The 24,035-nt window shown below is 46.0% G+C and carries 17 protein-coding genes and 2 tRNA genes; 4 read left to right on the forward strand and 15 right to left on the reverse strand.

What is annotated here, in order from left to right:
* Positions 1-45: 45 nt before the first annotated feature.
* The 10 genes from speD to NLBNIHML_RS10925 form a co-directional block, all read right to left on the reverse strand.
* Entirely contained in the window at positions 46-447 is a 402-nt protein-coding gene (speD, locus tag NLBNIHML_RS10880; protein ID WP_339237107.1) for an adenosylmethionine decarboxylase, read from the reverse strand.
* Between the two features lie 335 nt (positions 448-782).
* Complete coding sequence (locus NLBNIHML_RS10885; RefSeq protein ID WP_339237109.1) at positions 783-1,370, reverse strand: non-ribosomal peptide synthetase module; 588 nt, start codon at positions 1,368-1,370, stop codon at positions 783-785.
* 267 nt (positions 1,371-1,637) lie between these two features.
* Positions 1,638-2,294, reverse strand: coding sequence for a ribosome biogenesis GTP-binding protein YihA/YsxC (gene yihA, locus NLBNIHML_RS10890; protein WP_339237111.1), 657 nt, complete (start codon positions 2,292-2,294; stop codon positions 1,638-1,640).
* Positions 2,295-2,450: 156 nt separating this feature from the next.
* Positions 2,451-4,790, reverse strand: a complete 2,340-nt coding sequence (gene lon / locus NLBNIHML_RS10895; protein WP_339305988.1) for an endopeptidase La — start codon at positions 4,788-4,790, stop codon at positions 2,451-2,453.
* An 86-nt stretch (positions 4,791-4,876) separates the two neighbouring features.
* The gene (gene lonB / locus NLBNIHML_RS10900) at positions 4,877-6,631 is read right to left on the reverse strand and encodes an ATP-dependent protease LonB (protein ID WP_494354358.1); all 1,755 of its coding nucleotides are present in this window, start codon (positions 6,629-6,631) and stop codon (positions 4,877-4,879) included.
* Positions 6,632-6,796: 165 nt separating this feature from the next.
* A complete protein-coding gene (ispG, locus tag NLBNIHML_RS10905; protein ID WP_339237119.1) occupies positions 6,797-7,894 on the reverse strand; it encodes a flavodoxin-dependent (E)-4-hydroxy-3-methylbut-2-enyl-diphosphate synthase in 1,098 nt (365 codons plus the stop codon).
* A 120-nt stretch (positions 7,895-8,014) separates the two neighbouring features.
* Positions 8,015-9,268 carry an ATP-dependent protease ATP-binding subunit ClpX gene (gene clpX / locus NLBNIHML_RS10910; RefSeq protein WP_253440333.1) on the reverse strand — a complete coding sequence of 418 codons (1,254 nt, stop codon included), beginning with the start codon at positions 9,266-9,268 and terminating at the stop codon, positions 8,015-8,017.
* A 12-nt stretch (positions 9,269-9,280) separates the two neighbouring features.
* Positions 9,281-9,871 carry an ATP-dependent Clp endopeptidase proteolytic subunit ClpP gene (gene clpP / locus NLBNIHML_RS10915; protein ID WP_036605886.1) on the reverse strand — a complete coding sequence of 197 codons (591 nt, stop codon included), beginning with the start codon at positions 9,869-9,871 and terminating at the stop codon, positions 9,281-9,283.
* A 380-nt stretch (positions 9,872-10,251) separates the two neighbouring features.
* Positions 10,252-11,592 carry a trigger factor gene (gene tig / locus NLBNIHML_RS10920; RefSeq protein WP_494354359.1) on the reverse strand — a complete coding sequence of 447 codons (1,341 nt, stop codon included), beginning with the start codon at positions 11,590-11,592 and terminating at the stop codon, positions 10,252-10,254.
* A gap of 138 nt (positions 11,593-11,730) precedes the next feature.
* The gene (locus NLBNIHML_RS10925; RefSeq protein ID WP_445252843.1) at positions 11,731-12,666 is read right to left on the reverse strand and encodes a hypothetical protein; all 936 of its coding nucleotides are present in this window, start codon (positions 12,664-12,666) and stop codon (positions 11,731-11,733) included.
* Positions 12,667-12,900: 234 nt separating this feature from the next.
* On the opposite strand from NLBNIHML_RS10925, the gene NLBNIHML_RS10930 reads away from it, so the two are divergent.
* Together NLBNIHML_RS10930 and NLBNIHML_RS10935 are read left to right on the forward strand one after the other, a co-directional pair.
* Positions 12,901-12,974, forward strand: a tRNA-Arg gene (locus NLBNIHML_RS10930).
* Between the two features lie 520 nt (positions 12,975-13,494).
* Positions 13,495-14,724 carry a CynX/NimT family MFS transporter gene (locus NLBNIHML_RS10935; protein ID WP_494354360.1) on the forward strand — a complete coding sequence of 410 codons (1,230 nt, stop codon included), beginning with the start codon at positions 13,495-13,497 and terminating at the stop codon, positions 14,722-14,724.
* 125 nt (positions 14,725-14,849) lie between these two features.
* On the opposite strand, the gene NLBNIHML_RS10940 is transcribed toward NLBNIHML_RS10935, so the two are convergent.
* The 3 genes from NLBNIHML_RS10940 to NLBNIHML_RS10950 form a co-directional block, all read right to left on the reverse strand.
* A complete protein-coding gene (locus tag NLBNIHML_RS10940) occupies positions 14,850-18,809 on the reverse strand; it encodes a S8 family serine peptidase (RefSeq protein ID WP_494354361.1) in 3,960 nt (1,319 codons plus the stop codon).
* Between the two features lie 383 nt (positions 18,810-19,192).
* On the reverse strand, positions 19,193-19,963 hold the full coding sequence (locus NLBNIHML_RS10945; RefSeq protein WP_494354362.1) for a class I SAM-dependent methyltransferase: 771 nt from the start codon (positions 19,961-19,963) through the stop codon (positions 19,193-19,195).
* A 371-nt stretch (positions 19,964-20,334) separates the two neighbouring features.
* Positions 20,335-20,408 (reverse strand) — tRNA-Arg (locus tag NLBNIHML_RS10950).
* A gap of 337 nt (positions 20,409-20,745) precedes the next feature.
* Between NLBNIHML_RS10950 and NLBNIHML_RS10955 the strand changes: the two genes are divergently transcribed.
* Complete coding sequence (locus tag NLBNIHML_RS10955; protein WP_253440343.1) at positions 20,746-21,039, forward strand: magnetosome magnetite crystal formation protein family; 294 nt, start codon at positions 20,746-20,748, stop codon at positions 21,037-21,039.
* Positions 21,040-21,206: 167 nt separating this feature from the next.
* Here the strand turns inward: NLBNIHML_RS10955 and NLBNIHML_RS10960 are convergent, their stop codons facing one another.
* Together NLBNIHML_RS10960 and NLBNIHML_RS10965 are read right to left on the reverse strand one after the other, a co-directional pair.
* Positions 21,207-21,563 carry a hypothetical protein gene (locus NLBNIHML_RS10960; RefSeq protein ID WP_494354363.1) on the reverse strand — a complete coding sequence of 119 codons (357 nt, stop codon included), beginning with the start codon at positions 21,561-21,563 and terminating at the stop codon, positions 21,207-21,209.
* 31 nt (positions 21,564-21,594) lie between these two features.
* Entirely contained in the window at positions 21,595-21,894 is a 300-nt protein-coding gene (locus NLBNIHML_RS10965; protein ID WP_339237137.1) for a hypothetical protein, read from the reverse strand.
* 193 nt (positions 21,895-22,087) lie between these two features.
* On the opposite strand from NLBNIHML_RS10965, the gene asnB reads away from it, so the two are divergent.
* Positions 22,088-23,932: an asparagine synthase (glutamine-hydrolyzing) gene (gene asnB / locus NLBNIHML_RS10970; protein WP_494354696.1), complete on the forward strand. Its 1,845-nt coding sequence runs from the start codon at positions 22,088-22,090 to the stop codon at positions 23,930-23,932.
* The last annotated feature ends 103 nt before the right edge of the window (positions 23,933-24,035 follow it).

Genomic DNA, 24,035 nt, shown 5'->3' on the forward strand with positions numbered 1-24,035 from the left:
GTCCATCCCGATATGTGAACATTGTGTATGCAATATACTATTTATTTAAACCCATTCTGAATGTTTGTTCATCTCTGGTGTTTCAACTTGCAATTCGCCCAATCCACGTACCAGCTTCTTTGCATACGTTTTTTCCGGCTTTAATACGGATACCAGGTAGTCAATGGCCAACTGTGGGTCAACGGTATCCCCGCAAGTGTAACAATCAATTGCTGCAAAACCTCTCTCAGGATACGTATGAATGGAGAGGTGACTCTCCGACAAGAGTACAAGAACGGTCGCTCCCTGTGGGTCAAACTGCTTGGACTGCACGGACATTACTGTCGCACCACATGCCTCCGCTGCTTCAACCATTTGGGCTTGCAAGTACTCCGCATTGTTCAGTAGATTAAAGTCGACACCCCAAGTATCAACAGCAACGTGTCTTCCGAAAGTTGAATATTCCACCCTTCGGTTCCCCCTTCCTAGGAATAAAATGTTTGAAAAATTTCATCCGCTAGGACCTACGTCATTCACTTCCCGAGGGAAAAATCTCTCGCAACATATAATGTCCTGAGTGAATCCTGGTTCCTATATTGTTTTCAACGAGATTAAAAATAACATTGAATCCGAGTGAAATCAACCCTTTTCCAGAAGATTGTAAAATAAATATTTTCATTCGGGATGATTTGACCCTACAACAAAAAATCCCCCTGAAACCTCCGCATTGGCAAGTGCCAAGACCCGGAAGATACAAGGGAATTCATTACATTTTTATACGTGTATAGACATACACTTTCAGGTTAATAAGCTTCAAGCTCAAACAACCGTTTTTGATAACGAACAAGAGTCTCATCAATCTGATGAAGCTGATCAGCAGTCGCATCTTTTCTAGTGTCCAGCAGTGAATCAATCTCGGCATACACACGGTTGATTTCGCGTTCTACATCTCTGGCCAGGAACAGATGTTGCAATTCGAGCAACGTATTTTTGTATTCATAGATCACTCGGGTATTCTCCCCGGTTTTCTCCACAATTTTACGGACAGTGCCTTGAGCATAAACATACGTCATGGTGAACCCTTTATAGATTCGATGAACGACCCCGTCACCCTTAAAAGTCATAAAGAGCTTCCGGACAACATTGGTCAGATGCAGATTCACCAGGCGGCAAGATAACTCACAGATATAAAATCCTTCTATGCGGTCAAAAGGGAAATGAACCTCTTCTCCACTTACATCCCCCAACACAACCTCCTGACATCCATTGTCCAACACCTTAACCCGATGATGGAGTCGGCCGTCTTCCGTCATGCGCAAAAACTGATGCATCTGGGGTTCTGACAATTTCATAGTGGCCTTAACATACTCTGTGGCTAACCGCTGAGCCATACAAATCTCCTCAATTCTTTCCCGATTGTTTTGCCTTCCTGCACTGTAGCAGTAATCTCAAAATTCTTCAGGCCGGCGAAGCCGGTGTTTTGGGTACTGTTGGCAACATGCACCTATGCTCATTATACACTACCTTAACGCTATATTTCTCCAGACCCAGATGATGAATTCTCACGAAATCCCATAAATAACCGGATTAATCTTGATCTCATCCAAGATTCACTTAACATGCTCACTTTCCCACACTAAAACTGTATACTATCTCGGTTATCCGTTAATTTCGTTGTTTTCTTCCTCTTCAGCAGTACCCTCTGCATCCAGCACTGGTGCATACTTATCTATGCGGGCATGGCGGGTAATGATGTCCCATAACTCCTCTTTCCCCAATCCCTCTTCGGATGAAAACGGCACAAACAAATCCCCTGAACGAAGACCCAGTGATTCCTTAATAACTTTGATATGTTTGGCTCTACGTGTTTTGGGAATCTTGTCCATCTTGGTTGCTACGACAACCAAAGGCAATCCATTGTGACGAAGCCATTCATTCATCATCTTATCTTCCTTGGATGGCTCATGTCTCATATCCACCATCTGCATAACCAGTTTCAATTCCTCGCGTCCGAGCAGGTATTTCTCCATCATTTTACCCCAGGCAAAGCGCTGCTCTTTGGAAACCTTGGCGTAACCATATCCCGGGAAATCGACGAAGTAGAGATCCTGATTAATTTTATAATAGTTCAGCTGCTGTGTTTTACCTGGTGTCGCACTCGTCCGAGCCAGATTTTTACGATTGATCAAACGGTTGATCAAGGAAGATTTTCCCACATTGGATCGACCCGCCAACGCAATCTCTGGCAGACCGTCCTCTGGGTATTGTTCAGGCCGAACGGCACTGATAATAAATTCAGATTGATTTACTTTCATATTGTATCTTTCCTCTCTTGAACGCCTTTGCTATGCATAACCTGTTGAAGTTATTATGCCATGGATTGTTCTATCATACCAAAAAAACCGTTCCAGCGGACGCCGAAGCCTCCGCAGAACGGTCTACTCTTCATACGAACCTTTCGGATACGTGGATTACAGGTGGATTCCTGCCTGCTCAACAAGCGCATGCTGCAATACCTGATCCATATGGGCGACCGGGACAAACTCCACATCTTCCTTGATGCTGTCTGGAATGTCACGCAGATCCCGTTCGTTATCCTTAGGCAATAATATTTTTTTATAACCTGCACGATGGGCTGCCAGTGATTTCTCTTTCAAACCACCAATTGGCAACACACGTCCACGCAATGTTATTTCACCAGTCATGGCGATATCCTTGGATACATGTTTGTTCGTCAGAGCTGAGATTAACGCTGTTGCCATCGTAATCCCGGCAGATGGACCATCCTTCGGAATCGCTCCTTCCGGAACGTGGATATGAATATCGTTCTTCTCATGGAAATCAGGCGCAATCCCAAGCTGCGTAGCTTTGGAACGTGTGTAACTGAATGCGGCTTGTGCCGATTCCTTCATGACATCCCCCAGTTTACCTGTAAGGGTCAATTTACCTGTTCCAGGCACAACAGTCACTTCAATGACAAGGGTATCTCCGCCAACTTCAGTCCACGCCAGACCCGTTACGGTACCAATCTGATCTTCCAGTTCGGCCATGCCATAACGGAACTTGCCAGGTCCAAGATAGTCTTTGATCTCATCTGATGTGATGTTAATCTGACCTTCTACACCAGACACGATATTTTTGGCAGCTTTCCGGCACAACGAAGCCATCTGCTGTTCCAGATTACGTACACCTGACTCCCGTGTATATTCACGAATTACACGCAACAACGCGTCATCCGGGATTTCCAGTTGCTCTTCTTCCAGACCATGGTCCTGCTTCTGTTTGGGCAACAAATAGTTTTTCGCAATTTGCAGCTTCTCCAGCTCCGTGTAACCAGGGATGTTGAGCATTTCCATCCGATCCAGCAATGGACGCGGAATATTGTGTACCGTATTGGCAGTTGTTATAAACATAACGTTGGATAAGTCAAACGGCAATTCTACAAAGTGATCACTAAACGTATTATTCTGTTCCGGATCAAGGACCTCAAGTAACGCTGCAGAAGGGTCTCCGCGGAAATCTGAAGCCATCTTATCAATCTCGTCGAGCAGGAATACCGGATTAAGTGAACCCGCCGTTTTCATTCCCTGAATGATACGACCAGGCATGGCTCCTACATAGGTGCGTCGGTGTCCACGAATCTCGGCTTCATCGCGCACGCCGCCAAGAGAGATTCTGACAAACTCCCGTCCCAGCGATCTCGCGATCGAACGGGCAAGTGATGTTTTACCGACCCCTGGAGGTCCAACCAGGCAGAGAATTGGCCCTTTAAGCTTCTTGACGAGCTTCTGGACCGCCAGATATTCAAGCACACGTTCTTTGGGCTTTTCCAATCCGTAATGATCTGCATTGAGCACATCCTCGGCTTTTTGGATATCCAGATCATCTGCTGTCATCTGGCTCCAAGGAAGGCCAAGCAGCCAATCCACATAGTTGCGGATGACTCCGCCCTCGGCTGAGCTTGCAGGCATTTTCTCCAGTCGATCAATTTCTTTCTCAACCTTTTCTTTCACCTTGTCCGGCAAGCCGAGTTCTTCCATCTGCGTGCGAAGTTCCTCAACTTCACCCGCTCGGCCTTCTTTTTCACCCAGTTCTTTCTGGATTGCTTTCATCTGCTCACGCAAATAATATTCCTTCTGCGTTTTCTCCATCTGTTTCTTCACACGTTGGCTGATCTTGCGTTCAAGCTCCAGCACTTCACGCTCATTGTTCAGGATATCCAGCAATTTCTCCAGACGTTCCCGAACGTCGATGGTCTCCAGAATTTCCTGTTTATCCTTGATCTTCAAGGACAGGTGACTCGTGATGACATCGGCCAAACGCCCTGGTTCTTCGATGTCAGACACCGCAGCAAGTGTCTCTGGCGTCACTTTTTTGGACAGATTAATATAATTCTCGAACTGGTTCAGAACGGTACGCATCAAGGCATCCGTCTCCGGATGGGTATTCTCCTCTTCAGGCAGCTCTTTTGCCAGTACTTCATAATATTCCTCGTTGTCCGTATATTCAATAATTTCAGCCCGTTCCAAGCCTTCCACGAGTACACGAATCGTACCATTCGGAAGCTTCAGCATCTGTCTGACCTTGGCCACGGTTCCGATTCTGAAAATGTCTTCTTGTGTTGGTTCTTCAATATTTACTTCGGCTTGGGAACATAGGAGAATCAGATGTTCTTCTACCATCGCTTTTTCTAAAGCCTTGACCGATTTCTCCCGGCCCACATCGAGATGCAGTACCATACTCGGGTAGACGAGAAGTCCTCTTAAAGGCAGTAAAGGAAAACGACGACCTTTCGCTTTGCTCGGTCCCATCGCTTTCGCACCTCCAATGGCTCTCAGGTTGTAGTCATTCATTATTCTATCAAATGTTCACATAAAAAACCAATGAAGGGAAGCGTTTAGCAGCTTCCCGAATCTGTAACCTGTCCTGGACGAGGCACGTCAGCACGCAAATAGGAAGCAGATGCCGGTGGAAAAATCTCCGGTGCAGGGGTAACTGTCTCCTCTGCAAGCTTCGTCTGTTCCATCTGTTGTTCCGGAACCCAGGCGAACACTTCACGGAATACGTCCTGTACCGTATCTACCGGAATAACGCGCAAGCCATCCAAGTTCTCGAAAATGGACTGCCAGTTCTCGGCGGGAATAATAACCGTCTTCGCTCCCGCCTGAAAAGCAGCCTCCACCTTGGCCAGCACGCCACCAATTGGCTTGACCCGACCATGAATACTGATCTCGCCAGTCATCGCTGTCTCATGATCCACAGGACGTCCCTGAATGGCTGATGTAATGGCAGTCGCCATAGCAATTCCGGCTGATGGACCATCAATAGGCGTCCCACCTGGGAAATTCACGTGTAAATCGTAATCATTCGGACGAATACCCATGGCTTTTAATACGGTTAACACATTTTCAACCGAGCCTTTAGCCATACTTTTCCGCCGGAGTGTACGCGAACCGCCTCCAATCTCTTCTTCATCCACAACGCCTGTAATGTTAATTCGGCCTTGATCTTTAAGAGCCGGAACAGCAGACACTTCAATTTCCAAAATGGTTCCCATATTCGGTCCGTATACCGCCAAGCCGTTAACAAACCCCACCTGAGGCTGTGAAGGGACCTTCCGGTCAGGCCGTGGCTGAATCTGACTGCTACCAGCCACCCACTCTACATCGGAAGCTTGAAGCGTCTCACGCTTCTCTGTCAGCGCAAGTCCAGCAGCCAGCTGGATGATATTGACCGCTTCACGTCCGTTGGTTGCATATCGCTTGACCACCTCAACGGCTTCCGGACACGGACTGAACCCTATTTTCTGAACAGCATCTTCTGCAATTCGTCCAATTTCTTCAGGCAACAAAGGACGGAAATAAACTTCCATGCAGCGCGAACGCAAGGCCGGTGGCAGTTCATGAGGGGAACGTGTCGTTGCTCCAACAAGGCGGAAATCGGCTGGCAGGCCATTTTGAAAAATATCGTGGATATAAGCAGGAGTATGCGTGTCTTCCGAGTTATAGTACGCACTCTCCAAAAACACCTTGCGATCCTCCAACACTTTCAACAGCTTATTCATCTGAATCGAATGCAATTCACCAATTTCATCAATAAAAAGCATTCCCCCATGCGCTTTGGTCACAGCCCCCGGTTTCGGTTGGGGAATACCTGCAACGCCCATGGCTCCTGCTCCCTGATATATCGGATCATGAACCGAACCAATTAAGGGGTCCGCAATACCACGCTCATCAAAACGGGCTGTTGTTGCATCCAGCTCGGTGAATTTCGCGTCTGGTTTGAAAGGGGAAGACGGATTCTTCTTCGCCTCTTCCAGCACAACCCTTGCGGCAGCTGTCTTCCCGACTCCGGGAGGGCCATAAATGATAACATGTTGCGGATTCGCACTGCATAATGCAGCTTTAAGGGCACGAAGCCCGTCTTTTTGCCCAACAATATCATTAATGGTAGCTGGACGCGTCTTCTCCGACAGCGGCTTGGTGAGTGAGATCGAGCGCAGCTTGCGCAGTTTCTCCAGTTCCTTGCGAGATTCACGCTCAACAGCACTGCGGTTGGTTTTCTGGCCACGCAGCAGGTTCCAGAAATACAAACCAATCACCACTCCAAAAAATAACTGAATCAACATTATGAACATTCCGAAATCACCCATGTCTCAACATCCTCCTTCTGTCCCTATTCTCATATGAGATCATGCTAATACTTGGTAGTATAGCCTTTTCAACGAGACGTAAACGGGCAATGCGGAATTTGTAGACGAGAATATAAAAAGCTCGCCATTGCTGGCGAGCTTTTGTTGTGACAGGATATGAATCAATCAGTGCGAACGACCAGGAATAACACCTGTCTCTTCGTAAGCTTCGACGATTTTGTCGATCTCTTTTTTCAATTCCTCAACCATGATTTCTTCAGGCACTTTACGGATCATCTTGCCATGACGGAACAAGAGACCTTCTCCACGAGCACCAGCAATCCCGATATCCGCTTCTTTGGCCTCACCTGGACCATTAACCGCACAACCCAATACCGATACTTTAATCGGTACCTTAAGTTTGGAGATATACTCTTCCACTTCGTTGGCGATGGAGAACAGGTCGATATCCAAACGTCCACATGTTGGGCAAGAGATCAATGTGGCTGCATTCGTAATGAGTCCAAATGTTTTGAGCAGATCACGAGCAACCTTGATTTCTTCTACCGGGTCCGCACTCAGTGAGATCCGCATCGTAGAACCAATACCCATGGACAACAAGGCTCCCATACCTGCAGAGCTTTTGATCGTACCAGAGAAGAGTGTACCTGCTTCGGTAATCCCGAGGTGCAGCGGATACGGAATAATCTGAGCTGCTTTGGTATATGCCTCAATGGCCATCGGCACATCCGATGCTTTGAGAGACACGATGATATCGTGGAAATCAAGCTCTTCCAGAATACCAATGTGATACAATGCACTTTCTACCATAGCATCAGCCGTAGGATACCCATACTTCTCAAGAAGGTGGTTTTCCAGAGACCCCGCATTTACCCCGATCCGAATTGGAATACCGCGTTCTTTACATGCTTTCACGACTTCTTCCACTTTGGAACGTTTACCGATGTTACCTGGATTAATCCGTACTTTATCAATACCGTTCTCAATCGCAAGCAAAGCCAGCTTATAGTTAAAATGAATGTCCGCTACGAGCGGTATATTAATGCGTTTTTTAATTTCCTTGATGGCTGCGGCAGCTTCCTCGTTATTCACCGTGACACGTACCACTTGACAGCCCGCTTCTTCCAGTCGCAGAATCTCTGCAACCGTTGCTTCAACATCTGCCGTTTTGGTTGTACACATACTTTGGATAATGACTTCGTTACTGCCACCGATCGTTACGTTTCCCACTTTCACGGGACGTGTATCCTGTCTTAAATACATGAGTGATTTCTCTCCCCACAACGTCAAAGCTCCACCCTGACAGAGACATGAATTCGCCTTCTGCCAAAGTGGAGAACTGACAAGTCTATATTTCAGAGTTCAACGGGATTCAGGCCTTCATTAGGCGCTTTCTTCCTGCTTATCGTCCTTCGATTGGCTTAGTTCAGGCACAACTCTTTTCTCAACCACTTCTTCGGTAATGACACAATTCGTAACATCTTCACGTGAAGGCACTTCATACATGATTTCAAGCATGATCCCTTCAATGATGGCACGTAATCCACGTGCACCTGTGTTACGTTTAATTGCTTCTTTGGCAATCGCAAGCAATGCAGCTGGTTCAAATACCAGATTCACATTATCCAGCTCAAGCAGTTTTTGGTACTGTTTGGTAAGCGCATTTTTTGGTTCGGAAAGAATCCGTACCAACGTATCTTCATCCAGCGGCTCCAAAGTGGAGATGACTGGCAGACGGCCTACAAACTCCGGAATCAGACCAAATTTCAGCAAATCTTCCGGCAATACCATGCCCAGGTATTCGCCTGGTTTCAGATCTTTTTGCTCGGAAACGGTATTGAAGCCAATGACTTTTTTACCGATACGGCGTTTGATCATTTGCTCCAGACCATCAAAGGCACCGCCGCAGATGAACAGAATGTTCGTTGTATCGATCTGAATGAATTCTTGATGAGGATGTTTGCGGCCACCTTGTGGTGGTACAGAAGCCACAGTTCCTTCAAGAATTTTCAAGAGAGCCTGTTGCACACCTTCGCCCGAGACATCACGAGTGATGGATGGGTTTTCAGATTTACGCGCTACTTTATCAATCTCATCGATATAAATAATGCCACGCTCTGCTTTTTCCACATCATAATCAGCAGCCTGGATCAGTTTGAGCAGGATGTTCTCTACATCCTCACCCACATAACCTGCTTCTGTTAATGACGTAGCATCCGCAATCGCAAAAGGTACATTCAAAATTTTTGCCATCGTTTGTGCAAGCAACGTTTTACCAGAACCCGTAGGTCCTAACAGCAAAATGTTACTCTTCGACAATTCAACGTCTTCGATCTTGCTTTGGGTATTGATCCGTTTGTAGTGATTATACACCGCAACAGACAATGATTTTTTCGCTTGTTCCTGTCCAATAACATATTGATCCAGAATATTACGAATTTCTTTTGGTTTCGGAATATCTTTCAGGTCTATTTCTTCATCATGACCGAGTTCTTCCTCAACGATTTCGGTGCAAAGTTCGATACATTCATCACAAATGTACACGCCTGGTCCGGCGACCAGCTTACGTACCTGCTCCTGAGATTTACCGCAAAAAGAGCATTTCAGTTGCCCTTTCTCATCGTTAAATTTAAACATGAAACCACCCCTTTAGGAATTGATCGGTCTACTGAGCACCTGGTCAATAATGCCGTACGTCTTAGCTTCTTCAGCGCTCATGAAGAAGTCACGGTCTGTATCCCGCTCAATTTTCTCAAGAGGTTGACCCGTACGATCGACGTATATTTGATTCAGTTTCTGACGTGTTTTAATAATCCATTCTGCGTGTATCTTAATATCCGCAGCCTGTCCTTGAATACCGCCAAGTGGCTGATGAATCATTACTTCACTGTTCGTCAGCGCATATCTCTTGCCAGGTGCACCGGCTGTTAGCAATAACGAGCCCATGCTTGCTGCCATCCCTACGCAAATGGTAGATACATCCGGCTTGATAAATTGCATCGTATCGTATATACCCATCCCTGCGGTGACAGAACCACCAGGTGAGTTAATGTACAAGCTGATATCCTTTTCAGGATCGTCGGCTGCCAAAAACAAAAGCTGTGCTATGACAAGATTGGCTACATCGTCATCAATCGCACTGGTTAGAAAGATAATGCGATCTTTCAGCAAACGTGAATATATATCGTAAGACCGCTCGCCTCGATTGGTTTGTTCTATAACCATTGGCACCAGACTCATGAGACCAACCTCTTTTCTACATGTAATTAGACATAGGCCACCTGTAAAGCAAACCCAAATTCATTCTAACACTTTCCTGTGACAATGTCATTTTTCACAAGAGGGGTCAGATATCAGTTTGATTACTTTTTTTAGCCTGATCATATTTAACCATGTTTTCTATGTATGTGCAAATTGAAGCCATCCTATGCCGTCTTGCCGTTTTTTATTTGCTTGAAGTACATAGGTATGTAAAAAGTGTACACAGATCAGTAAAATTAGTTTACATCCATATAATTACTTCATTTTCTATAAAATGGATGTAATAATTTAAAAATAAGGCACGCAATAATTCACGTGCCTTATCGTTTATTCAACTGACAAGTTGATCACAGCTTGTCTTATTTTTCGTCAGCTTCTGCAACAACTTCTTCAGCCGGAGCTTCAACTGGTTCAACAACTGTGCTGTTCTCAACAAGAACGTCAATCGTTTTACGCAGTTTCACTTCATCGCGAAGGCTGTCCAGGGAACCATTACCTTCGAGGATGCCACGGATCTCTTCAGCAGGACGCTTGTAAGATTCAGCCATTTTCTCGAGTTCTTGATTCACTTCTTCATCAGATACTTCAACGTTCTCCGCTTTACCTACAGCTTCAAGCACCAGGTTGTTGCGAACACGTTTGGAAGCATCTTCTTGCATTTGTCCTCTCAGGTCAGCTTGAGTCTGGCCAGAGAAGCTCAGGAACATTTCAAGGTTCATACCTTGGTTACGCAGACGGTTGTCGAAATCACGCATCATGTTTTGTACTTCGCTGTCAACCATTGCAGCCGGAATGTCCACTTCAGCGTTCTCAGCCACTTTTTCTACAACTGCATTTTCTTGTGCAGCTTTGGCTTCGTCTGCTTTACGGGATTCCAATTGTGTTTTCAGGTCAGCTTTGTACTCTTCAAGCGTGTCAAATTCGCTAACATCTTTAGCAAACTCATCATCCAATGCAGGAAGCTGTTTGCGCTTGATTTCGTGAATTTTCACTTTGAATACCGCTTGTTTGCCAGCAAGTTCTGCTGCATGGTAGCTCTCTGGGAAAGTCACTTCAACGTCTTTGAAGTCACCTGTGGACAGACCCACAACTTGCTCTTCAAATCCAGGAATGAATGTGTTGGAACCCAGTTCCAGGGAATAACGCTCAGCTTGTCCACCTTCGAAAGGTACGCCATCAACGGAACCGTCGAAGTCGATTACTGCAACGTCGCCGTTAGCAGCTGAACCTTCGTCAAGTACAACGAGTTCAGCGTGACGTTGTTGAAGACGCTCAAGTTCTTCAGTCACGTCTGCTTCAGTTACTTCACCTTTTGCTACAGCAACTTCGATTCCTTTGTACTCACCCAGAGTCACTTCAGGTTTCACAGTTACTTTCGCTTTGAACTTGAATGTTTGTCCTTTAGCGAATTGTTCAACATCTACGTCAGGACGATCAACCGGGAAGATATCCGTTTGGTCGATTGCTTCTGTATAAGCTTCAGGAAGCAAAATGTCGATTGCTTCTTGATAAAGACTCTCTACACCAAAACGTGCTTCGAAGATGGAACGTGGTACTTTACCTTTACGGAATCCAGGTACGTTTGCTTGTTTAACCACTTTATTAAAAGCTTTGTCGAGTGCTGCGGTTACACGATCCGCATCCACTTCAACCTCAAGAACCCCAAGGTTCTTCTCTATCTTTTCCCAAGTTGCTTTCATTGTATACTTTCCCCTCCAAAATTCACATGTTCACGTAGGCAATCACGTACAAAATAACCATTTTAGTATAAACAAGATTAGATTCTTTTTCAAGGGGAATCCCTTGATAGAGTTTAAGGAAAACGTTTCCGGCCTCGATTACCCGTCCAAACCGGCAGATACAAACTGTTTCATGGAACGATAAGCCTGCTCGAGTCGAAAGCGCATCGCCCCTGTCACAGCATACATTGAGCGTGTATTCTCCTCATCATGCGAACCACCTAGACTGTCTGCAACGGTCATATGTAGGGCTGCTGCCCATATATCTGTCATGGAATCATTTTCTTCCAGCATCGATATATAATCGCGGGTTCCATACACCGCCATGACATATTGTATCCACAGTTCCTGGGCAAAGTAAAAGAGCGTAGGTTCGTGAACCTCCGTCTGATCTGCCACTCGTTCCAGAATCTGAACAATTTGAAGCGGGAATTCCTCTGGTTTAAGAGGCACCGTATCGATCTCGACTTCAACCTGCTCTTCGCCTCTCGTAAACTGGATCATACCTTGAACACCTCGGCGACGCAAGGTTTGCAACACCCGAAATTGAAGCAAAGGGTGAAGCGTCTTGTCTTTTAACCAATGGGTAAGTGCCTCGTCAATCTTCGGTAGATCCAGATAGGCCAGCTGCTCCAAGGCCAGCATCGTCTGTTCGGATAGCGGCTCCTCCATTACAGTACGAAGCATCTTATCTGCATATCCATCATCCTGTTCAAGCTTCATTCGAGCATGATGCCGTGCCATGTCATCCTCACTGATCTCTTCTTCCTCTTCCCGTTCTTCAAGAATGGCAGGCGAGGTTTCTTCATATTGAGGGAACGCCGCCTGAAGCCATTCGAGCAGGGCCCGCCATTCATCATAATGGCGCTCTTCCTGTCCCTGACATTGCAGCAAAAAGTGAAGCAATTTCATCGCTTCACCATACCGTTCATTTTCAAGCATAACTGTCAATTGAATCTGGTAATAGTCCAGCGTCTTAGGAAACAGCACAATATTGTTGTTATGCTCGGTTTCCGGGGTCGTGGATTCCTTAATGGGAGCACCTCCTCTATATCCTGAATCTCCAGTTGGAATCAACTTAAATAGATGTATATATTAAAACGAATGTCGATCTATTTTTTGAGTTCTCCTGATATTCTAACATAACCGTAAATATAATGAAAAAAACGTTACTGCCGCCAAATATCATATACGAAAAACAGATTAAAATAAAATGCTTGATATTCCTGTATGCATATGATAAAATCAATTTTGCTTGAAAAAATCCATGTCTCAGTAGCTCAGCTGGATAGAGCAACGCCCTTCTAAGGCGTCGGTCGGGGGTTCGAATCCCTCCTGGGACGTAAAAAAGAGAACTTCCTTCGGGAAGTTTTTTTGCGTTCTGGGGATGAGAACCCCAACGGTTCGTCGGGAAGCATTCGCTTCGTTACATATCTATGTCGCTTCATCAAAATGTTTGCATTAGCTCATTCCATGGGTCACCATTTCTTAATATCGTTGTTAGTATCGAAGATCTAACGAACCTAGTACACTTTATTAGACCCAATTTCAGCATCATGGAGTTCTAACGAATTTTAGAGAGCTTATTTCACCATTCCGGCGGATTAACTCACTCAGATTGCAGTAAATTACCTGATTAACGTTGCTGAGGCTCATTAGAATCTGCGCATAGCGGTTATCCATTACTATAAGACCTCTGCGATTCGTTAGAGGTTTGTCAGCCCATGATCGTCAGAGCTCCGCATTCTTGTGGGTGCTTTTTTCATTTCATTGCTCAATATTGACACGGAATGTTATGCTTGCGAAGTGGATAATGTAACAATCCATACATATCAACTTCATAGAAAACAGGAGATTTTATCAATGTCATCTTCAATACAGCAGCACTCGTCCCTCCATGCCGAGGAAGAACATTCTTCGACATCCAAAAGATTCGGCCTGTTATTAGCAGGCATTATCGTTATCGCCGCTACCATGAGGTCACCGATCACAGCAACCGGACCTGTAGTGGAGATGATCCGCTCAGATACAGGTATCTGCCATACGATGGCCGGGCTTCTGACCTCACTACCTTTGCTCGCCTTTGCAGCAGTCTCTCCTTTTGCACCACGTCTTGCCAAACGGTTAGGACTCGAATCTGCTCTGCTATTGGCTGTTATCATTGTGACCATCGGAATGGCATTACGCTTGTTGCCTTCCGTTCTATCTTTATATACCGGAACCGCAATATTGGGATGCGGCATTGCATTAAGCAACGTGCTTTTGCCAAGTTTGATCAAACGTGATTTTCCATTGCGGGTGGGGATCGTTACCGGATTATATTCTGTATCCATGAACATTTTTGGCGCCATCGCCTCAGGCGTGAGCGTGCCCCTAGCCGGATCTACATCTATGGGTTGGCGCGCTTCGTTAGGTATGTGGGCCCTGTTGTCCATACTTGCGCTTCTCTTGTGGCTCCCCCAGATCGCAGCAGGACGCAAGCAGATGTTATATGTTACCTCCCAGAGCGAAGGGACACCCGTGCGTCTAAGGACCTCTACACTAGCCTGGTTCATTACTTTATTTATGGGTCTGCAATCTCTAATATTCTATACGACGATTACCTGGCTACCCGAAATTCTCGCCGAGCAAGGGTTCAGCCCCACTTCAGCAGGGTGGATGCTCTCCTTGATGCAGATGGTTAGTGTACCGGCTACCTTTATCGTTCCGATCCTGGCCGGCCGAACGCAGAATCAGCGTGTTCTAACCACGATAACGTGCTCTTCATTAATTGTCGGGTATGCACTATTATTAAGTGGCATCGCTTCGCTCGTTACCATCGGCGTCACATTGGCTGGAATCGGTGCCGGAGGTTCGTTTGGACTGGTAACCATGTTCTTCGTCCTTCGCTCAAAAGATGCCAGGCAAGCTGCCAGCCTGTCCGGTATGGCCCAGTCCTTCGGATATATGCTGGCGGCAGTGGGACCTCTACTGTTCGGCATGCTTCATGACTGGACAAAAGGATGGACCCTTCCGTTGCTCATTCAGGTCATTCTGGCCATTGCTTTATTAATCGCAGGGCTTCAAGCCAGTAAAAATCGGATGATCAGTTAGTCATACCATTCATTAACAAAAAATAAATTAAAACAAAACGGCCTCTATCCTCGAAAATCAGGATGGAGGCCGTTTATGCTAGAACAATTCCTTCATTAAATTACTCAGTTTCAATGAGGAAGAACTCACTTCACTTTTACCTTAATCGTGTCTGTGCTGGTAACTCCAGCTGCGTTAATTAACTCGGCCCGATACGTATACGTACCCGATGCTTTGCCGGACAGTTTAGTCACAGCACTTTGCGCAAGAGGTGATACCGCACGGAGTTCTTGCGTGTCGATCAACTTATCATTCTCATAGAGACGATACTCGGTAGCATTGGTCCCCCACCACAGGTTCATGGTCACCTTATAATTGCCATCGCCGTCCCAGTTATCCTGAGATAGCACTGCTTTGCCTGGCGCTGCGTTGGTAACCTTAACAGTCAACGTCTGACTCCGCGTTGTTCCCTTGTCGTTAGTGAGCTCAGCCACGTACGTATATGTGCCATTGGCTTTGCCTGTGATTTTCGTCTGAGCAAACTGCGCCCAAGGCGCGTTGTAAGTCAACTTCTGCGTATCAATTAGAACCCCGTCCTCATATAACTTGTAGCTAGTTCCGTTCTCGCCCCACCATAGGTTCATGGAAACGATATACGAACCCTCCGGCAGGCCGTTACCTATCCAGTTATTGTGAGACAATACAGGTGTACCCGGAGCCTTGGTAGCCGGAGTTTCAGGTTCGGTCTCCACAGCTTCCAACTTCAGTACCGTATTGGCTGTACCCGAAAGCCCTTGTTGGTCTTTTACCGTAAGTTCAACGGCATACTCACCTGCTTCTATTCCTTCCAAAGGAAGGCTAAAGGTGCCATCAGCTTGTACCTCAAAGCCTCCCTCTTTATAAACCGAACCATCCTCTTTACGCACAACATACGTTGCTTCCAGGGAAGCTGCCGCATCAAAAGCAATGTCCCATCCGCTGGCAAGCGCAGGCGCAACACGGAAGTACAAATCTTCCACGCTACCATTAAGGACAGCAGACTCGTCCGCTTTGAACTCCAATGTTTCTGGTGCAGTTACAGCCGGAGCTGTCTTTTTCACCAAAAATGGCGAAGTGTCTTCCTTATAGGTTTTGCCGTCCGTTCCAATAGTAGTGATATCAACGGTGTATAAACCATCCGGAATCTCTGTTACTTCATCGGTTGTGTAATCCGCATATGTGCCATCCCAGGCAAGATTATATCTTGCGTTAGCATTGAAATTATAATAGTTACCGAAGATGGAGCCGATATAACCATCTTGATAATATCCACCTTCCGGATTAAGACCATCAAAAATCTCAATCAGGGCGAATGTCATCGGATTGTAGAATTCCATCGCTACATTAAGCGTATCCAACGTACCATCAGCCTTCAATGGATAGTGGAAAGGATTTTTTTCAGTGCCTTTTACGGTTTCAATATATTTAACTCCACTCAACGTAACGTTGAAATGAGCAACATATGGCACAGTAAATGTATTGGTTCCGTTCGAGAACTCAATGTATCCTTGTGCTTCTGTAGTCGCAGTAACCCCTCGTGGAACGGTAATTGTCACTGCAAGTTCTTCCTCACCATTCAGTGTGAAGGAACTCTTGTCTACCGCAACGGATACACCAGCAACATTACGAGTTGGATTCACATTTACAGTGTAATCCCCTCCACTGCCATTCCGCGCTTCAACTTTAATCGTTTTGGTAATCGTCTTTTCATCTGTGCTCAGGAAATTACCGTAGTTGATGCTTCCGGTGATATTCTCCTTTTCAACAACAGCGCCACTTTCGGTATATTGAGTTACATCAAGCACTTTGACAAAAGCAGCAGGATCAATAGTATTCACTGCTTGAATACGGCCAGCACCTTGATCAAATACATCAAATTGGGTTGTATCCAACACTTTACTATTGTTCATCAGCGCAACTTTGATATCAAATGGCGTCCAGTCCGGATGCTTCTCAATCAACAGTGCAATCAATCCTGCTACATGAGGTGTAGCCATACTTGTACCTGATTTACGGTCATAAGCTTGTGCGTAATCTGCGTCTGGCTCATCCTTGCCGTAGGCAGGAATCGTAGACAGAATGCTTGTACCTGGTGCAACAATATCCGGTTTGATGTCCAGTGTTACCTTGGCAGGTCCGCGTGAACTGGATGAATTCATTTCATCACCCGGCGTTTGGCTGCGTTCAAAATCACTAAAGCTCACTTCAACGGCTTGGCCTGCGTCCAACTCAGCCTTGATAACCTCTCCATCTTCCTTGGACATGCTCAGTGTTGGAATGAGTTCAAAGTTATCGCCCAGACTTACACCGATTGGGCCCGGAATGTTGTTATATACAATAACAGCCACGGCTCCAGCCGCTTTGGCATTGGCGATTTTCTCTACAAATGCGAGTTCACCACGCTGTATTAATGCCACTTTGCCTGTAAAATCCTTACCTTCAAAATCAGTGGGCTTACCCAGTGCTGCAAATTCAAGCTCATATTTCCCAGTCAAAACAGTCTCAGGGTCTGCTGACAGGCTCCATCCCATCACATCCAAACGGTAAACCGACTCTGTAACAGCCAGTGGAGCTTCAGTTGGAGCAATTACAGGCTCTTCTTCCACAGGAGCAGCTTCAGGAGAAGCTTCAACTGGTGCAGAAGGTGATGCAGATGGCGCATTTTCTTCAGTTGCAGCCTCTTCTACATTTGAAACTCCAGCTTCGTCAGAGGCCACATCCTCCACAGCTGCTGCACTATCTTCAGTAGCAGTTGCGGGTACACCTTGCTCCGAACCTTCAGGCTCTTCTGTTCCAGATGCCGTCCCCAGTTCAGGAGATGATTCAACCTCTCGCACCGGTTGTTGCTCAGGCAGAGTCTCTTCGCCTTCCTCACCAATCCAGAAGTGAGTATCTGCTGTAATAAGCTGGCTAGGGCCTGTGGAGTTACCTACAGTGATGGCCATGGCAGATGCCCCCGGAGAACCGAGTGTATAGCGGTTGGGTCCGTCATTGCCACTGGCAACTACTGCTGTCACACCAGACAACATCGCATTATTGAGGGCTACCGAGGTAATATAACTTGGATCGTTAGCGGCATTCCCCAAAGAGAGATTAATTATATCCATGCCATCTTCAACGGAACGATCAATTCCGCCGAGCACCCACGAGGTTTGACCACTACCATACGGCCCAAGTACACGGTATGCATAGATATCTGCTTCAGGAGCAACGCCAACAATCCCGTAATCCCCTGCTTCACGAGCAGCAATGGTACCAGCTACGTGCGTACCGTGGGATGTGTAAAAGGCACTTCCCCTTTCGTTAAACTCAGGTTCCCCTGAACTTTTCCATTCCTGATATGTCGCTTCATACGGATCATTGTCGTTACCAACAAAGTCCCATCCGCCTTTGTATGCTTCCTGCAAATTAGGATGCTCATAGTCAATCCCTGTATCGATGACACCCACTTTGATGCCATTTCCTTTGTAACCTAGATCCCATACTTCAGGTGCACCAATAAAAGGCGCCGTGTCTTTCATGTACGGGTTCACTTCATCGGTCTTAGGCGCTATTGTAACTTCAAGGTCAGGATATACGCTGACCACGCCAGGTATTTGAAGCAATTGTCCCACTTGGTTTCCTTTAAGCTCAATCGCTACACCATTTAGGGCATATGCATACTCTTCCAATACTTCATGTTTGATTTTCTTCTGAGTGAGGCTATGTACAAATGACTGTTGTTGTTGCTCAACTTGAGTCACAGCCTTTGTTTCCATAGAGGAGGTAAAAGATTTTCCGGAGAGGGTTGATTCACCTTGCGCTACTGCAACAGGTTTATTGGAAAGCTCAACGATCACTCGGGTGTTCTCTCCACCCAGGCCTTCCAGGCTTTTATCCAAAAATGGATCTGCGGCAAGTTTGGCTTCCCGTCCTGCAAGAATTTCTCTCCATTGTTTGGCTTCGGCTGTACTCGGTAAGTTTTCAAGCTGAATAAATGAATCTGCGGGAGCGGCTCCAGCCGCGGGGAGAATAATGGAAAAGACCATCAGAACACTTAATAACGTGGATATCAATCGTTTACTCAAGGCTTTGCCCCTCCTTTTAAATGTGAATACCTCACCAAATGATGGGTTCCTGCTGTTTGTGCGTACTGCAATACGCACTCCAATTTCACCACCTATCTGCAAGAAGATTGACCCTTGGTAAATTATTCTATCAAAATACCACATTTTCCTTCTAAATACTTACATAAATGATATAAAAATTACTTATATGGGTCTTGAGTATGATAAAAATATCTACTTGTAATTATTTGTCGTTCGAATATTTTATTTTTAAAATAATGCATCAAAAAAAAAGACCAAGCGCCTCTTTGTCAGCAAGAGAATCTTGGTATATGGTAAAGTTATTTAGTGTACAAAGCATAAAATCAATTCGGTTAACATCGATAACTATCACAAAATCAACTTCATTCCGGCTTCACGGCTTCAATACGCAGACGCTTGTAATCTGCATACAAAGCATCACTCTCCCAAAGTTTAGGCACCACGATCTGACTGGTTTCATGGCATATTTGTTGTATCTCATCATGACTGAAACCTTCAAAATAGTCTCCTCCAAAATGAGCCAACCATCCTACTATACCCTGCTCACCATCTTCCAATCTGGTAGGACGGTCATAGTGATAGGCATGACGTACCAGAAATCCGCCTTGTTCCAAAATATAGCTATATTCTCCGATCGACGGAAAATACCAAGGATTACGTTCAGAAGCACGAATGCCCGTGTTTCGCTCGATAACCTCTTCCAAGGCATTCACGATAGTCTGCACGTTCCCTTTACCACCGAATTCTGCTACAAATCGCCCTCCGGGCTTCAAAGATTTCCATATACTGTCCGCCACTAATCTCGGACTTCGCATCCAGTGCAAGGCTGCATTGGAGAAGACGGCATCATACTGTCTATTCGTCTCAAACTGATGACCGTCTCCTTCCACGAACTCAATTCCAGAGAATTTCTCCCTCGCACGGCGAATCATGTCCGGCGATGCATCCATACCAACAACTTCAGCTTCGGCCAGAGAAATTTCGTACGTCAAATCCCCCGTACCGCAACCCAGATCAAGAATGTATTCCCCTTTTTGAGGTTGAAGCCAAGAGATCAGGTTTTTGCCATATTCGGAGACAAAAGCCAGTTTGTTGTCATAGTCATCTGCTTGCCATTGATTTATTGATTTCATGGATACCACCGTCGCTTCCGTTATTGATATCCTCATTGTGGCACAGAATTGTTTATTATTTAAATATATAAATTCTATATTGTTTATAGGTATAACCAATAAACAAATTCGGGAGGGATACTCTCCTTCCAGTCGAGACTGCGAAGTGGTGCTAACGAAGCGAATTCTCCGACGAACCATCGGGGTTCTCTTCCCCTGAACGAAAAAAAACTTCCCGAAGGAAGTTTTCTTTTTTTACGTCCCAGGAGGGATACTCTCCTTGCAGTCGAGACTGCGAAGTGGCGCTAACGAAGCGAATGCTCCGACGAACCGTTGGGGTTCTCTTCCCCTGAACGCAAAAAAAACTTCCCGAAGGAAGTTTTCTTTTTTTACGTCCCAGGAGGGATTCGAACCCCCGACCGACGCCTTAGAAGGGCGTTGCTCTATCCAGCTGAGCTACTGAGACAAATATGTATTATAAATTTTCGGCGCGGTTCTTATTATACTCTGATTTCTATATTTTTCAATAGTTTTATAAAAAAATTAATAATTATACTTCAATGCGAGTTCCACAGGCATCCTTCGTAATCAAATTCGGAATTTTTGAACAACCTTTCTAAATGTACTTTCGGTATTATTCTCATACTCCATTCCCTTTAAGAATATGATTACTTGAACCAGGTTATATTGAGGAGATGGGGACATTTAGAGCAAGATTAACATAAGACATGTTCAATGTTAGAATTGCTGGGTAATCTTTTGCATACATACATTTCAATGATGCATTGAAGGAGAGAATCGTCATGAGACAACTTTTATCAGCCCTATCCTACTTTAGTATTTTCTTTGCCCCGTTCCTGTTTCCAATCATCGTATGGATTGTTGCCAAGGATGCTTACATTGAGGGACATGCAAAACGCGCCTTATTCTCACATGTATTCCCCTTTCTTGCTGCCATCCCGCTATTTTATTTCTTCGTGACTGCACATAGTTTGGGTTCAGCCGTCGGCTTTGTCGTTCTATTCTTTGTGATCTACGGATTAAGCTTTGTATATAACGTGGTCAAAGGGATTCAAGTGCTGCGTGAGTACGCTTGATCACCTATCCGCCCGGACTGACTTGCATAACAAAACCCCGCTGTTTATTAACAGCGGGGTTTTCCAGTTGCAGCTGTGGTTAGAACAATTCGTTTACTATCGATGTATGGTCGACATGGAACTCCTATTCTGCCATCCATCAATCCAACTTATACAAACGTTCCCGGTTAAGCCTTTCCGATCAGATAACGCTGAAGCGTTGGACCAAGCAAACCAAAGGCAAATAACTCATTTTGAAACTGAGCCTTATCTTCCTCCACCGTCATACCATCGCTGTTCTCAAAAGCGGTTTCTGTCGCCTCTTCAAATGCGGTGTGCATATTATTGTTATACCAGTCGATCGCTGAATCAGAGTGATTGCGTACAATCCGAACGACTTCCAGTGAATTTCCAGGTTGAGTAGAGGCCACGTATACAAGTAATGACGGATCTCCGGCATTTCCAGGTTGTACTTCCACTTCTGCACAAGATAATCCATCTACCTCGGTTAATCTGCGTATTTTAGCATCTTGAATGGCATACATTGCTCATCGCGCTCCTTTTCTTTTGTGCTTATCATGTCGTTTGTTCAATCTGGTATCGTGTCTCCGGTGTGCCTAATCGGTAAATCTCCCGATACACCTGCTGTAATATCGTTTCATACGCCCGGTTTACGGACTCCTCCGGTGTATCTGGCCATGGGAACACCATGCCAGGAAAGGCCTCTTCCTCCTTTTCCTGCATGAGGCTCAGCAGTCCCAGTAAGTGCTCCGCTTCCTGCGGCGTTGCCTGAATGATCCATTCATACGATGTTACCGACGGATCCGGAATAACGGAGCGGCCCATGACAGACACATAATACTTCATACTGTCCATTGCACGTTCTCTCCTTCACAGGCATGTTTAGGTCGTTGTCCCTAGAACTAGTTTCCGAAGAGGACAGACATTTTATGCCTGCTTTCGGCATATATTTGTTACGACCTCTGACGAAAAAGACAACATTTGCTGGTTGCCCGTAATTAAGCAGCCCTACGGATGAATGACTCGACCAAGAAAGGATGAACAAACCATGTGCGGTATTACCGGCTTCATACAGTGGAATCGGGATCTGACCCAGGAATCAGAGCTGCTAGTCCGTATGACGGATAGCTTGTCGAACCGGGGGCCCGACGCTTCAGGTACATGGATCTCCAATCCTTGTGCCTTTGGACATCGGCGTCTTAGTGTAATGGACCCCGAGAACGGGGCACAGCCCATGCATGCGTTACAGGGAGATACCTCCTATACCGTCGTGTATAACGGAGAACTATACAATGCACCCGAGTTGAAAAAGGAATTGCTCCAGCGGGGGCATCCGTTCCGCACGCAATGTGATACGGAAGTGTTGCTCGCCTCTTATATCGAGTGGGGACCGGCATGCGTTGACCGGTTTAACGGTATTTTCGCTTTTGCCATATGGGACGGGGGACGCGAACAGGTTTTTATGGCACGAGATCGCCTTGGCGTGAAACCTCTGTTCTACAGTAATGCCAAAGACACACTCGTATTCGGCTCAGAGCCCAAAGCTCTCCTCATTCATCCAGATGTAGAAGCCGCGGTTGGCCCGGAAGGGTTGGCCGAAGTGTTTATTGTAGGACCTGCGCGGACACCAGGACACGGTGTATACTCTTCACTGAGTGAACTCAAGCCTGGGCACGCACTGATCTACAACCGAAACGGGATCCGAACCTATGCCTACTGGAAACTGGAAAGCCTGCATCACGAACATAATCTGGAAGAGACAGCAGCCGAAGTGCGAACACTCTTGCAAGATACACTGGAGCGCCAGTTGGCTTCGGATGTCCCAGTATGCTCTCTTTTATCAGGAGGACTGGACTCCAGTGCCTTGTCTGCTTTAGCCGTGGATTATTACAACCGGACCGGGCAAGGCCAAGTCAGTACGTATTCTGTCGATTATGTGGATAACGCCAAGCATTTCCAGGCACATTCCTTTCAGCCAGGTGCAGATGGCCCCTGGATTAAACGAATGGTAGATGAACTCAAGACCGATCATCACTGGATTGAGATTGAGAACGGAGAGCTGGTTCATGCCCTGACACAGGCTATGCTAGTAAGGGATTTGCCGGGCATGGCAGATGTAGACTCCTCGCTCTATCTGTTCTGTAAAGAAATCAAAAAAGGGGCCACGGTTGCCATTTCAGGCGAAGCAGCGGATGAAGTGTTTGGCGGTTACCCCTGGTTCCATCGAGAAGATATGCTGAACTCCGGTACGTTCCCGTGGTCTGTAGCACCTGACATGAGAGCAGCGCTATTATCCCCGGATATTCGGGAATGGATTCGGCCACTCGACTATTTGGCAGACCGCTATTCCGATGCAGTGGCTGAAGTGCCTCTTCTGGATGGGGAAACGGGTAAAGATGCACAAATGCGGGTGATGTCCTACCTGAACATTACACGTTTCATGCCTACACTTCTGGATCGCAAAGATCGGATGAGTATGGGGGCAGGATTGGAAGTGCGGGTTCCATACTGTGACCATCGCCTGATTCAATATGTATTCAATATCCCTTGGGAGATGAAAATAACGGGCGGGCGGGAAAAAGGTATTCTGCGCAAAGCACTCGAAGGTGTCCTGCCTGATGATGTGTTATATCGCAAAAAGAGTCCTTACCCGAAAACACATAATCCGCAATATCTGGCCGCGGTTAAACAACAGGTCCTTGACATACTGGACGATCCAACCTCGCCAATTTTGCCTTTGATCGACAAAGCCCAAATTCGCAACTTAGCTTCTTCTCCAGATGCCGCATCCAATCTCCCATGGTTCGGACAATTAATGTCTGGTCCACAACTGTTCGCCTATCTAACGCAGATCAATACCTGGTTGCGGACGTATAAAGTCGCTATTCGTTAACCTGTCTTATCTTGCAGCACATGGTTCTAGATCAAGACCAAAAAGGGTGCCCAGACAGCAGTTAGCTGTACGGACACCCTTTATTATGTGAGAGGCTACTTAA

The sequence above is a fragment of the Paenibacillus sp. JNU01 genome, from assembly GCF_059130585.1.